Source organism: Bartonella sp. Raccoon60 (genome assembly GCF_002022585.1).
GTDB classification, from domain to species: Bacteria; Pseudomonadota; Alphaproteobacteria; order Rhizobiales; family Rhizobiaceae; genus Bartonella; species Bartonella rochalimae.
On the sequence record NZ_CP019786.1, the window covers coordinates 1,101,158 to 1,115,154 of the forward strand.

Annotated in this window: 12 protein-coding genes; 6 read left to right on the top strand and 6 right to left on the bottom strand. The window is 36.2% G+C overall.

Annotated elements, in window-relative coordinates:
* Positions 1 to 367: 367 nt before the first annotated feature.
* Positions 368 to 1,273, bottom strand: a complete 906-nt coding sequence (locus Bra60_RS04820) for a LysR family transcriptional regulator (protein WP_078698121.1) — start codon at positions 1,271 to 1,273, stop codon at positions 368 to 370.
* A 58-nt stretch (positions 1,274 to 1,331) separates the two neighbouring features.
* The gene (gene trxB, locus Bra60_RS04825) at positions 1,332 to 2,279 is read right to left on the bottom strand and encodes a thioredoxin-disulfide reductase (protein ID WP_035006963.1); all 948 of its coding nucleotides are present in this window, start codon (positions 2,277 to 2,279) and stop codon (positions 1,332 to 1,334) included.
* Between the two features lie 294 nt (positions 2,280 to 2,573).
* On the opposite strand from trxB, the gene Bra60_RS04830 reads away from it, so the two are divergent.
* Complete coding sequence (locus Bra60_RS04830) at positions 2,574 to 3,968, top strand: TrkH family potassium uptake protein (protein WP_078688794.1); 1,395 nt, start codon at positions 2,574 to 2,576, stop codon at positions 3,966 to 3,968.
* Positions 3,969 to 4,169: 201 nt separating this feature from the next.
* Here Bra60_RS04830 and Bra60_RS04835 read toward each other — a convergent pair whose 3' ends face one another.
* Both Bra60_RS04835 and greA read right to left on the bottom strand, forming a co-directional pair.
* Positions 4,170 to 5,228, bottom strand: a complete 1,059-nt coding sequence (locus tag Bra60_RS04835; protein ID WP_078688795.1) for a glycosyltransferase family 4 protein — start codon at positions 5,226 to 5,228, stop codon at positions 4,170 to 4,172.
* A 6-nt stretch (positions 5,229 to 5,234) separates the two neighbouring features.
* The gene (gene greA, locus Bra60_RS04840; RefSeq protein ID WP_035006958.1) at positions 5,235 to 5,708 is read right to left on the bottom strand and encodes a transcription elongation factor GreA; all 474 of its coding nucleotides are present in this window, start codon (positions 5,706 to 5,708) and stop codon (positions 5,235 to 5,237) included.
* A 636-nt stretch (positions 5,709 to 6,344) separates the two neighbouring features.
* Here greA and uvrB point away from each other — a divergent pair.
* The 3 genes from uvrB to Bra60_RS04855 all read left to right on the top strand — a co-directional run bounded on the left by uvrB (position 6,345) and on the right by Bra60_RS04855 (position 10,216).
* A complete protein-coding gene (uvrB, locus tag Bra60_RS04845; RefSeq protein WP_078698122.1) occupies positions 6,345 to 8,765 on the top strand; it encodes an excinuclease ABC subunit UvrB in 2,421 nt (806 codons plus the stop codon).
* Positions 8,766 to 9,258: 493 nt separating this feature from the next.
* The gene (locus tag Bra60_RS04850; RefSeq protein WP_035006956.1) at positions 9,259 to 9,474 is read left to right on the top strand and encodes a cold-shock protein; all 216 of its coding nucleotides are present in this window, start codon (positions 9,259 to 9,261) and stop codon (positions 9,472 to 9,474) included.
* 205 nt (positions 9,475 to 9,679) lie between these two features.
* Positions 9,680 to 10,216: a BA14K family protein gene (locus Bra60_RS04855; protein WP_078698123.1), complete on the top strand. Its 537-nt coding sequence runs from the start codon at positions 9,680 to 9,682 to the stop codon at positions 10,214 to 10,216.
* A gap of 58 nt (positions 10,217 to 10,274) precedes the next feature.
* On the opposite strand, the gene Bra60_RS04860 is transcribed toward Bra60_RS04855, so the two are convergent.
* Positions 10,275 to 10,919, bottom strand: coding sequence for an MBL fold metallo-hydrolase (locus Bra60_RS04860; RefSeq protein ID WP_078698124.1), 645 nt, complete (start codon positions 10,917 to 10,919; stop codon positions 10,275 to 10,277).
* Between the two features lie 156 nt (positions 10,920 to 11,075).
* Between Bra60_RS04860 and Bra60_RS04865 the strand changes: the two genes are divergently transcribed.
* Positions 11,076 to 11,777, top strand: a complete 702-nt coding sequence (locus tag Bra60_RS04865; RefSeq protein ID WP_035006951.1) for a response regulator — start codon at positions 11,076 to 11,078, stop codon at positions 11,775 to 11,777.
* 7 nt (positions 11,778 to 11,784) lie between these two features.
* Positions 11,785 to 13,125, top strand: a complete 1,341-nt coding sequence (locus Bra60_RS04870) for a sensor histidine kinase (protein WP_078698125.1) — start codon at positions 11,785 to 11,787, stop codon at positions 13,123 to 13,125.
* 51 nt (positions 13,126 to 13,176) lie between these two features.
* Here the strand turns inward: Bra60_RS04870 and Bra60_RS04875 are convergent, their stop codons facing one another.
* The gene (locus Bra60_RS04875) at positions 13,177 to 13,677 is read right to left on the bottom strand and encodes a YbjN domain-containing protein (RefSeq protein ID WP_078689057.1); all 501 of its coding nucleotides are present in this window, start codon (positions 13,675 to 13,677) and stop codon (positions 13,177 to 13,179) included.
* Between the last annotated feature and the right edge of the window lie 320 nt (positions 13,678 to 13,997).

Consider the following 13,997-nt stretch of genomic DNA (forward strand, 5'->3'; position numbering starts at 1 on the left):
TCAAAACTTCTCAAACCGATGCTTAAAAAAGATAGCAGCTCACTTTCATACATCTATATTAGATATGATTGCATATAAAAAAGAGATAACAGCAATTCCTAAAAGGATAAGATCACTTACGCACCTTTTGATTGTTCTCTAATAAAAAAATAAAAAAGCTGGACTAAAACCAGGCAAACTCAGAAGATCTTGAAAGATAAAATCAACCCGATGATCCTTAAAGGAAGCACTCAAGAAAACGTAATCAAGAGATAATATTTTTTCCCATTTTATAAAATAAATACTTCAATAAATCTGCCGTGCAATAAATACATAACTTACTAGATTATAAGCCTTTGCTTCTTCAATAGATCTATAAACATATTATTTAAAATGACCATTTGCGTGCTTTTAAAAAGATATAATCTCTAAAAACATTCAATTTTGCTGAATTCTTCAAAGCAGCAGAATAACAAAAAAAAGTATCAAAAGAAGGAATATCAATCATATCAGGAAAAAGACGTATAAGTTTCTCATCATTATTCACAATATAATCAGGAAGTACAGCAATACCAAGATCACGCATAAGTGCATTTTTGATTGAAACAATGTTATTAATTTGCAAAATCGAAACGCGCACTGAATCATCACTTTTTCCAGCTCTCTGTAACCAATTCAAACCGACCAAATAAGGTGGCACAGGTTCACCGAATGAAATAATGCGATGTTCATCCAGTTCAGATAATTTTTCTGGCTTACCATAATTTGCAATATAATTTTCTGAAGCATAAACATGCATATGAACTGTAAATAATTTTCTTTGTATAAGATCAGGCTGTTGAGGCTGACGTAAACGAATAGCGCAGTCTGCATAACGCATTGTCAAATCAAGCTCTTCATCGTCAAGCAAAAACTGAATTTGCATATCAGGATACAAATTCAAAAACTCAGGTATATGCTCTGCAAGCCACCCTGTCCCCATTCCAAAAGTCGAAGTTACGCGTAAATGTCCTGTTGGTTTTTCACGACTTTCACTTAATTGCAAACGCGTATTTTCAAGCTTCATCAAAATATCATGGGCTGTACGATAAAGTATTTCGCCCTGCTCTGTCAAAATTAAACCGCGCGCATGACGCTGAAATAAAGGCACTCGAACATCTTGCTCTAAAGCCGAAACTTGTCTCGAAATTGCTGATTGAGATAAATGAAGCCTTTGAGCTGCGTGCGTAAAAGAGCCTGCTTCTGCCGCAGCATGAAAAACTCTTAATTTATTCCAATCTAATGGCAATGACACAATTTTCCTCCCACTTTTTTGATTTTATTTATAAAAATTACCTTTTTGAGATGTATATCTATGAATCCAAAAACCGTTCTGCCTCTAACGCTGCCATACATCCTCTTCCTGCTGCAGTTACAGCTTGACGAAATAAATTATCAGCAACATCCCCTGCGGCAAAAACACCAGCAATACTTGTTTCTGTTGAATCAGGTGCCGTCCATAAATATCCCCCTGGTTTTTGTTTCAATTGCCCTTCAAACAAAGAAACAGCAGGATCATGACCAATAGCAATAAATATTCCATCTGCATCTATTTGCATCTTTTGACCTGTTTTTGTATTTTTTAGACGCGCACCTGTCACAACAGCCCCTGTTGGAGACTGAGCAGATGAACCAATAATTTCTTCCACTATATGATCCCAAATAACCTGGATATTATCACGAGAAAACAACCTATCTTGCAAGATTTTTTCTGCCCGAAAATGATCCCGCCTATGAACCACACTTACACTTTTAGCCAAATGAGATAAATAAAGAGCTTCTTCAACAGCTGTGTTACCACCACCTACCACGATTACATCCTTACCACGATAAAAAAAACCATCACAAGTAGCACAAGCAGAAACGCCACTCCCCATAAAGGTTTGTTCACTTTCCAAACCAAGCCAACGCGCTTGTGCTCCGGTCGCAATAATGAGTGCATCACAGCAATATTGGGTTCCTGAATCTCCAAATAAGGTAAAAGGACGCTTAGATAAATCAGCCTTTACAATACTATCATAAACAATTTTTGTACCCATATTTTCTGCTTGCTTTGCCATTTGCTCCATCAACCATTGCCCCTGAATTGGATCAGAAAAACCTGGATAATTTTCAACATCAGTTGTAATTGTCAACTGCCCTCCTTGCTGCACTCCAGTAATCAATACTGGTTTAAGCATTGCTCTAGCAGCATAGATAGCTGCTGTATAACCAGCAGGTCCGGAGCCAATAATAAGAACACGAATATGCAATTGCACTATAAAACTCCTTTTTTCAGCCTTTATTACACTCTATAAGTTTATGATAAATACCGTCTTTAAAAACACATTTCTTAAGAACTTGAATTATAGTAAAATCCTATTTTTCAAGCTTCATTAGAAGGTACATTGCCAATTTATCATAATTTGCTTAGTATAAGCATTAAATTTATATTACGTAAGCGTATAAATTCTCATTAGGTAAACATTACAATCAATAAATAAAGACAAGGAGCGACTATTTTTCAGTTTATTATTAATATTTGCGCACGGTTTGCATTAATCATGGGAGGGACTATGCTTTTGCCAGCTCTTGCGGATTTGCGCGATAACAATCATAATTGGACGATTTTTCTTTATCCTTTTGCTATTACAACTGTATTAGCAACACTTATTCTTTTAGCAACGAGAGGAGCTACTTGTCGTTTTTCAACGCGGCTTAGCTTTACACTAACCCTTTGTCTATGGCTAACAGGAAGTGTAGTGGGAGCTCTCCCTTTTTATCTTTCTTCACTCCCAATTTCCCTAGCAGGAGCAATTTTTGAATCCATCTCTGGAATTACAACGACAGGCTCTACAGTTATTACTGGTCTTGATCATCTATCGCGAAGCATTTTATTATGGCGCTCCATCATATGCTGGATTGGAGGTATTGGTTTTATCGGCTTAGCTTTATTGCTTTTGCCCTCATTACGGGTTGGCGGTATACAACTTTTCCATATGGAATCGTCTGATAAATCAGAAAAAATATTACCCCGTATCCACCAGATTGCCAACGGCATTATTATTGCCTATATTGGACTAACATTAGCTTGCATGCTCTCCTACTTTGCTGCTGGCATGACATTATTTGATGCTATCAACCACGCAATGACAACGATAGCAACAGCTGGGTTCTCAACCCATGACACCTCCTTTGGTTATTTTTCTGATAAACCAGCTATTTTAATAATTGCTACAATCTTCATGTTGCTTTCTGCATTACCTTTTGTCCTTTATATTAAACTATTACTTCCTGGATACTCTAAACGTTCCATAGACCCACAAGTAATCGTTTTTCTTAGTATTGTTTTTCTCTTTAGCTTTGCGCTAGCAACATGGTTGCGATTTCATAATCATCTTCCCTTCCACAAAATTTTCCTTGATGTCATTTTTCACCTTACATCTGTTATTAGTACCACCGGTTATAGTGCTGAAGACTATCAACTTTGGGGACCTTTTGCACTTGGCATTTTCTTTATTGCTTCTTTCACGGGTGGTTGTGCTGGCTCTACTTCCGGCGGCATAAAGGTTAACCGTTTAATTATCTTATGGCGTATTGCACAAGCAAACATGACACAACTTCTTTCTCCCAATGCAATTGTAAAAGTACGCTATGATCATTCAAATGTCTCTAATGATATTACTAAAGCAGTTTTACTTTTTTTGTGCCTTTATATGTTTTGTCTTTTTATTGGTACTGCACTTTTACTCACTACTGGACTTGATTTTACTTCTGCTTGTACGGGCGCTTTAACAGCGCTTTCAAATATTGGTCCAGGCCTTGGAAGTATTATTGGCCCTGTGGGAAATTTCTCAACCATTAATGATCATGCCTTATGGATTTTGAGTGCTCTAATGCTTGCTGGCCGTCTTGAAATTATAACGATCTTTGTCCTTTTTACCCGTTCTTTTTGGAGCGAACAATTCTAATATTTAACATCTGAAAATTCATAGAATAAGCATTATGATGATACAAATTTAAACGAATATAAAATGCCAAAAGGGCTTTTAATAAATCAGCACATCAAAAATATCGAACGAATATCAGAAGCTTAGCATTATGTTTATGAACGGCATGTATCTTGCTTTTAAATATTATTCATCTCCATCTAAAAATAGAGTCTGGTATATTTAAAATATTTCCTCTGCAAACATTTCCTTATAAACATGCCCAATTGCTCTTGCTTCCTTTTCCAAAGGGAAATGTGTCTGAACATGAGTTAACGCTTTTTTCCCTGTCATTATTGTTTTTTCTAAATCAGAAAAATACAATTCAATCGCTTCTGTTAAAGCTGCTTGATCTCCTGCAGGAACAACTGTTCCTGTTTCTTCTGTTATTAATTCTTCATACATCCCTGCATTACTAGCAACGACAGCAGTCTGAGATGCCATTGCTTCTAATGGTGTTAAACCAAAGCCTTCTCTACGAGAGGGAGCAACATAAAGTGAAAGACGACGATACCACAAAGATATATCCTGGATCTCACCAAGAAAAATAATACGATCGCTTAAACCAGCAGTAGCAATTTTCTGACGTAATTGTTTTTCAAAGTTATAATGTTTTGCTGTAGTCCGACCAGCAATAATCGCTGTCCAATCTGGATAACGTGGCAATAATTCTAACATTGCATCCACAAATAAATCAGTGCCCTTTAAATAGCGTACACGTCCAAAGCACCCTATCGCATATTTCCCAGATAACCCAGAAGCTGAAAAACAATCATCAATGGTTTTTGGTGGTGAAAAACGCTCAAGATCAACACCATGCAGAATAACTTGATGAGGCACCTCAAGATACCTTCCAGTGCGTTCACTTGTAGCAATCACTTTATCCATGCGGCGAATTAACCATTTTGTAAAAGGTTTATGATGACGTTGAGATGCCGATGTAAAAATGAGTTTAAGTTTCATTTTTAAAACATCGCGCAAGAAAACCCCACAAAGCATCTCAATATTGCGTCGTGCATGCCAAATTCGAAATGATTTTCCTACTGGACTTTTCCATAAACCAACAAGATCTTTAAAAGAAAGAGCAGGCAAATTTTTTGGCAACCCTACCCCTAAAGTGGATATATAAAAACCCTGTTTTCGCTGCAATGGAACAAGATGAATAATCGTCGTTGTGACCCCTGATAAACGCTTCTTAAAATGTGGAACAATAATATCAGTTTCTTTCAAAGACACACGCATAATGATTTAGATATATTGGACCTTAATAATTTCATAATTATGCGTACCACCTGGTGCGTTTACTTCAATTACGTCACCTTCTTGCTTACCAATAAGTGCGCGTGCAATAGGAGAAGAAATAGAAATCTTACCAGTTTTTACGTCAGCTTCTTGATCACCAACGATTTGATAAACTTTTCTCTCTTCAGTGTCTTCATCTAAAAGATTAATAGTAGCTCCAAATTTAATTTTATCGCCTGAAAGACGTGAAACATTAATAACTTCTGCTCGCGCAATACAATCTTCAAGCTCGTTTATACGCCCTTCATTATGACTTTGTGCTTCTTTAGCAGCATGATACTCTGCATTTTCTGACAGATCACCATGCGCACGCGCTTCAGAAATTGCTTCAATAATCCGTCGACGCTCTTGTTGTTGACGCCACCGTAACTCTTCTTTGAGACTTTCAAAACCAGCTGTAGTCATCGGAACTTTTTCCATAATCCGTCCCTTTCTTGTACACGAAAGACCTTATAAAGATATAAAAATCGGCCTCCAAGATAACTCTTGGAACCCGAAAATTACAGTTGCTTTTATTATATAGTACAGAAATTCTGTTTTCCATATAAAAATACTAAAGAGCATAGAGTATTCTTTAGCCACTTTGAAAGTGAATTTATATCTTAAATTTTATATGTTTAGCGATATCTCTGTTATTATCAATGTATTAAAGGATGTAAATGTCTTTTTTGCTGCTTATTATATTTTAAAAAGGACATTATATAAAAGTGGAAATAATCTTTACCAAACGTATATAAAACTACTGATTACAGCACACACTCCTAATATCAAAAAACATTACAAAAATTGCTCTAGAACCTATTAACACTACTCAATCTACGCGTACCAAAAGCGTGGTCTCAGCCTTAGCCTTCCATTCACTCTACTTATAAAGAATATAACTGTCCAGGATCAGTATCACAAAACAGCTATAGTAGCCTCTACCGTATCACAAAAAATATTTTAACCCATTATCAAATGATAAAAAGAAAATTCATACTTTCAAAAACAAATGCAATCAAAAGCTTTTATTTTTTTCTTAATTATATCGGAATAACTGTATAAAATATTTTCATCATGTCACACAAAAAATCAAAAACAACTCAAAAACAAATCAATCAAAGAGCAACAGACCCATCTGCAGTTATGAAGCAGCGCTCTAAGGCCAAACTTCATACAGTGAAAAGTCATAATGCTTCATTTGAAACCATAAATACTAAACCATCTAAAAACATAACAAAAACAAATAGTGTTACAGCAACAGTTGAAGCTCTTTCTGCACTCATTGCTTCAGGTAATCCTCTTTTTAAAAATGGTGCATTATGGACACCTCATCGTCCTATTCGTCCTGAAAAATCGGAAGGTGGAATTCCATTTCAAATTAAAACATCCTTTCAGCCTGCCGGTGATCAACCCATTGCAATCAAATCTTTGGTTGAAGGAATTAAGAGAAATGAACGCACTCAAGTGCTTTTGGGCGTTACCGGTTCAGGGAAAACATATACAATGGCCAAAATCATTGAAAAGACACAACGCCCTGCTCTCATTTTAGCGCCAAACAAAACTTTAGCTGCACAGCTTTATGGGGAATTCAAAAACTTTTTTCCCAACAATGCTGTTGAATATTTTGTTTCTTATTATGACTATTATCAACCAGAAGCTTATGTTGCACGCTCAGATACTTATATTGAAAAAGAATCCTCTATTAATGAACAAATTGACCGCATGCGCCACGCAGCAACACGCGCTGTACTAGAGCGCGATGATGTCATTATCATCGCATCTGTATCCTGTATCTATGGAATTGGTTCAGTAGAAACTTATACAGCAATGACTTTCCAAATGCAAAAAGGTGATAAACTCGATCAGCAGAAATTACTAACTGATTTAGTTTCTCAACAATATCAGCGACAAGATATAAACTTTGTTCGTGGCTCTTTTCGTGTTCGAGGCGATACAATTGAGATTTTTCCCGCTCATCTTGAAGACCGTGCTTGGCGTATTTCGTTGTTTGGAGATGAAATTGAAACAATTACCGAATTTGACCCTTTAACAGGACAAAAAACAGCAGATCTTCAATCCATTAAAATTTATGCTAATTCACATTATGTAACACCACGACCCACATTAAATCAGGCGATAAAATCGATCAAAATGGAATTAGTAAAACGCCTCGATGAATTAAATGCAGCTGGTCGCCTTTTGGAAGCGCAACGTTTAGAACAACGTACAATATTTGATTTGGAAATGCTAGAAACTACTGGATCTTGCTCAGGAATTGAAAACTACTCGCGCTACCTGACAGGTAGAAAGCCAGGTGAACCACCTCCAACTCTGTTTGAGTATATTCCTAGCCATGCTCTTGTTTTTATTGATGAGAGTCATGTCACAATTCCTCAAATCGGTGGTATGTATCGAGGTGATTTCCGACGAAAGGCTACCTTAGCAGAATATGGCTTCCGCTTACCATCTTGTATGGACAATCGTCCTTTACGTTTTGAAGAATGGGATGCAATGCGCCCACAAACTATCGCTGTTTCAGCTACACCCGGACGCTGGGAAATAGAACAATCGCAGGGCATCTTTGTAGAGCAAGTCATTCGTCCCACAGGGCTGATTGATCCACCAACAGAAATACGCCCAGTGAAAACACAGGTCGATGACGCCGTCAACGAAATTCACCAAACAATCAAAAAAGGTTATCGTACATTAATAACAGTTCTCACCAAACGCATGGCAGAAGATCTGACCGAATATCTCCATGAACAAAATATACGTGTGCGTTATATGCACTCTGATATTAATACACTAGAACGTATTAAAATCCTGCGAGACCTACGCCTTGGTACTTTTGATGTTTTAATTGGTATTAACTTACTTCGAGAAGGTTTAGATATTCCAGAATGTGGTTTTGTTGCTATCTTTGACGCTGATAAAGAGGGTTTTTTACGTTCAGAAACCTCACTTATTCAAATGATTGGACGAGCTGCACGTAATGTAGAGAGTCGGGTTATTCTTTACGCTGATACAATTACTGGTTCTATCGAGCGTGCTTTGCAAGAAACGAAACGACGTCGACAAAAACAAATAGCTTATAATAAAGAGCATCAAATTACACCGACTAGTATTAAAAAGAATATTGATGATATTCTTAGTTCGGTTTGCGAAAATAACCATAATGTCAAGATTTCTCATTTTATCACGCAAAATAATAAAGTTGGCAACAATCTAACCAACCATATTCAGCATCTCGAAAAACTCATGCGTAAAGCAGCTAATGATCTGAACTTTGAAGAAGCTGCTCAATTTCGTGATGAAATCAAACGACTACAAGAAATAGAATTAGCCATTGCAGATGATTCTTCAGTGTACAACAATAAATATTCCCTTGATGAATCGATAAAATCAAGTCTTTTCACGAAACCAAATCTTGATCAAATGGGCTCTAATACCATGGATGTTGGTTTATTGACAAAACACAAAAAAGAAAAAAGATAATCAAAAAATACTTTAAATGAGATGTCGAAAAGAGTTTTTTGCAATAAACAATCTAAAATCTATAAATTGCGACAAAATAATTAGCTCTTATCACAATCACGCTAATAGAACCCCAAAATAGTGATATATTATAAAAAATTGTTGCTCAAAATATCAATATAATATTTCTCTGTTCTATCCATTATCCAAGACAATTTAATGAGCCACTATACTTACTATGAATTAAAAACAACATAATAAAATAAATTCTCTAAAGAAAACTCTTGTTAAATATTCTATTTTCAAGCAATCTTTCTTTTTTAGATAAATTGCGAACATCGGAAGGTGCTATGATAAGTTTTCTAGAAATTGATTCTAATTTCTAAGTTGACAAAAAACAATAAAAAACGTTTTCCAGATATCGTAAATTGCCTAAATATACCGTTTACGTAAGGTGCGTAATACGGTTTTTGACTATCTGCCTTACAAAGGCAATCAAATAAGGAAATATTCTATGGCTCAGACGGGCGAAGTAAAATTTTTTAACAATAACAAGGGCTTTGGTTTCATTAAACCTGATAATGGGAGTACTGATATCTTTGTTCATATTTCTGATGTTCAGGCTTCAGGCCTCAGTGGATTAAATGATGCGCAAAAAGTATCATTCGATATAGAGCCTGACCGTCGTGGTAAAGGACCAAAAGCTATAAACATTAATGTTATGAGTTAATTTAAGCAAAGTCTGTTTTGTGAAATCGGGTTTAAAACCCGATTTCATTTTACTATATTAATGTTTATATTCAACAAACCTTTTCTTTATTCACTCTATCAGAATAAAATTGAACGCTGTTCAGATTACATTCAGGTTAGAACATTTAAAGTGCAAACACATTTAAAGTGCAAACTAAGATAAATTTGTATTAAGGAGTATTGCTATGACTAAATTGGCTAAATTGTTAATGTTATCAGCAATATCAACGGTAGCCATTTCAGCACCGTTAGAGACAGTGCTTGCTGCCAAAACAATACGCAAAGAAACAATTAGTACACAAAAAGTAAGTACCAGTGGTCCCTTCCAGTATTACGATCGAATTACTACATCAACAGAGCGTGTCGAACATACGCAACATCATCATAACTTCTATGAACATCATGTAAGCCGTGGTAGTAGTAGCAGTAGTAATAATGTAGGTGGTGTTATTGCTGCAGGCCTTCTAGCTTTGACAACAGGTATAATTATCAAAAATGCTTTAAAAGAGCCCGAACAACCACAAGTTGTTTATCAAACCCCACCACAAAATCAAGCAAGCTATCAAGTGATATCAACAGTAACACACCAGCCTTCACAGCAGTTAAATACAACAAGTTGGTATCAATATTGTAAAAAGACATACCGTTCCTTTAATCCGAGGACAGGAACTTTTCGAGGATATGATGGCTTAGATCATGTTTGTTATGCTCCAGTACAGTAATTTTCAATAACACTAAAAAAACCGCTTTAAAGCGGTTTTTTTTGAGTATGATAAACTATTAAATTCCCTGAAGAAAAGGGTTGTGTTGGCGTTCATAACCTATTTGACTTCCTGGTCCATGTCCACAAATAAAGCTGACATTATCGCCTAATGGCAAAACTTTTTCTTTAATTGATCTCATTAATTCTTCATAAGAACATAATGGGAAATCAGTGCGTCCAATAGAACCACGAAAAAGCACATCACCTAATAAAGCAAAACGCTTTTTTTCATTAAAATAGATAACATGACCAGGAGAATGGCCAGGTGTATGAAAAACCTGGAAGACATGTCCTGCACAATCAACACTATCTCCATCTTCTAACCATTGATCAGGAATACAAACACGCGCATCGGGCATGTGATAGATTTTTGCTTTTTCTCTTACATCGTCCATTACTGGTTTGTCATTACGGTGTGAACCAATAATTTGAATATCCAATGCCTCCTTAGCCTGCATGGCTGCTCCCACATGATCAATATGACCATGTGTTATCCAAATAGCTTCAACAATAACCCCTTTTTTTTGAATTGCTTGTTGTATCTTAGGCCAATCACCCCCCGGATCAACTAAAACACCTCTTTTACTTTCATTATCAAAAAGTAAAGTGCAATTTTGTTGAAAAGGCGTAACTGGAATAATATACACACTGAAATCGCTCATTAGAATCCTTTTCAAAATTCAATATTTTAAAATCTTTTAGTTTATAGATAACATTTCTCCTGTCTTTATAAAGCAAAAAATTGTCTGCTCGACAGCTTTATATAACTTATGTAAAGTACAATTTATGTAAACTGAATTTTGTTAAAGGTTTGAAATATGGCTGATCACATTCAGACTTTATGTGATAATGCACCCCACCTTCTCGTGATTGATGATGATACCCGCATTCGCAGCCTTTTATCTCAATTTCTTATTAAAAATGGATTTCGTGTTTCAGTCTCTGCCAACTCTGATGAAGCTAAACGTCAACTTAAAAGCTTAGATTTCGATCTTCTTATTGTTGATATCATGATGCCTGGTGAAAATGGCATTAATCTAACCTATTCACTCCGTCAAACAAAAAATGTTCCTATTTTAATGTTAACAGCTTTATCAGAAACAGATCATCGTATTCAAGGATTAGAAGCGGGAGCAGACGATTATCTTGCCAAACCCTTTGATCCTCGTGAGCTTTTACTCCGCATTAATGCTATTTTGAGACGTGGCTCATTTTCTACCCAACCCAAAATTGAACAAATTGTTTTTGGCCCTTATATCTTTTCAATTTCACGACGTGAACTCAAAAAAGAAGGAAAGATTATTAAACTGACAGATAAAGAACAAGAAATGATGGTTATTTTTTCTGAACACGCAGGAGAAACTATTCCACGCCATAAATTTGCAATGGATGATAACAATAGCGCACGTTCTATTGATGTACAAATTAACCGTCTTCGTCGGAAAATCGAAAGCAACCCAACAACTCCTATATGGATCCAAACCGTGAGAGGGATTGGTTATAAGCTTTCAATTGAATAGGCCTGAGATGATCGAACCTGCAAAAAAAATTGCGCGATGGTTATCTAAGAAAATGCCTAAACGGCTTTATGCACGTTCTTTGATCATTATTATCGCTCCTATGGTACTCTTACAAACAGTCATTGGCTACGTTTTCATGGAACGCCATTGGCAAATGGTAACAGAACGTCTTTCAACCACCGTTGTCCACGACATTGCAGCTATTATCGATATAATTGAAACATATCCACAACAGCAGAATTATGAAGAGATTAAGCGTATTGCACAACAACGTATGGGATTAAACATCTCTCTCCTCCCACCTGATCCTCTTCCTCCTCCAGGACCTAAACCATTTTTTGCTATACTTGATTACTTTTTAAGTGAAGAAATTACGCGCCAAATTAACCGTCCCTTCTGGATTGATACAGTTGGTGATTCTAATCTTGTCGAAATTCGTATCCACCTTGATCATAATATCTTGCGGGTTCTTGCCATGCGCAGCCAAGCCTATGCCTCTAATACCAGTATTTTTTTAAGCTGGATGGTAGGAACAGCTCTTGTTTTACTGTTAATAGCTATTTACTTCTTACGTAATCAAATCAAACCAATTCAACAATTAGCAAAAGCCGCAGAAAGTTTTGGACGTGGACATCCTTTACCAGAAGGATTTCAACCACAAGGAGCCGATGAAATACGCCGTGCTGGTATTGCATTTTTACGTATGCGTGAACGGATTGAACGCCAAATTGAACAACGTACTATGATGCTCTCAGGTGTAAGCCATGATCTCAGAACCATTCTTACACGTTTCAAACTCCAGCTTGCATTAGTAAGTAATGACTTTGATATTAAATCACTTGAGCAAGATGTCAGCGATATGCAAAATATGTTAGAAGGTTATCTTGCTTTTGCACGAGGTGAAGGAAGTGAAAATATTGGCATCCTTGACTTAAGTATCTTGATGCAAAAATTCTCTACGAATGCTGATCTTCATCGATGTAACTTCTCGTATACTATTGAAGGCTCCTCACAAATACAAGTACGCCCACATGCTTTTACCCGTTTGATCAGTAATCTTCTATCAAATGCATTTTATTATGCAAATACCATCCAACTCACGGCGAAATCCGGACAAGAATCTTTTATTATTACTATTGATGATGATGGACCAGGTATTCAAAAAGACATGCGTACAGAAGTTTTTAAGCCATTTTTTCGACTTGATCAATCACGAAATCAAGATGCAAGTGGAACAGGCCTTGGTCTTTCTATTGCCCAAGACATCGCACGTAGCCACGGAGGTAATATTCAATTAGATGATAGTCCATTAGGAGGCTTGCGCGCTACTATAGATATTCCTCTATAAGATATATTGAAAAACTTCTTTAAAGAATAACGAGCGGATACATCGAAGACTTTAGGCATTCCCTACGGTCTCAAATAAAGCATACTGTAGTGCCTTATGAGCGCTTTCACCAGCCCAAGCAACCATTTGAAAAGCAGCATAATGACTTTCACAAATTTTAAGTGCATAAATCAATAATGTCTCTACTTGTATACGGGATGGGTGTACGCCACCTGCTAAAAGCAGACCTTGCCGATAAATAACCGAATTGTTTCCTTGCCAATAATCAAAATGTCCTAATAACAATTTCTCATTAATTGCCAACAACAAACGCTGTACCTCTGCTGTACGAGTATTCTCAATAAAAAGATCAAATGCACAAGCTAAATGAAGAGCCTCTTGCTCTTCTATCCATGAAAAAGAAAGGTTATAACAAGCTCGTTTTCCTTCTACACAAACGCTAATTTCATCTTGTACATTTCGCTCAAAAGACCAATCATACTTATAAGCAATTTGTTCAATAAAATCAACAGGATGCTCTTCTCTTTCTGTGGCTTTAATGGCCAGCCTCATCATCAACCCTCAATAATTAAGAATGTTACCAATATAATGCAAAAAACCCTCATCGTAACAATACACGTCACAGTTAAAGCTTTCACAGCAAATAAATACACATTAAAACGCAGCAAATAGATGACATCAGAAAATAAATGATACTATTTTCTAAGGTACTATAGCTTGGTACAGAAAAAACGAATCATCAAACAACCTCAGTGTATTGATACAATTTCGTAGCGCTAGACCCTTAATTAAAAAAAAATAATTTTTTGTAAAAAATAAATTAAAAATAAATTGCTCATCTGCCCTAACAGACTCATGACTAAGCATTTTTT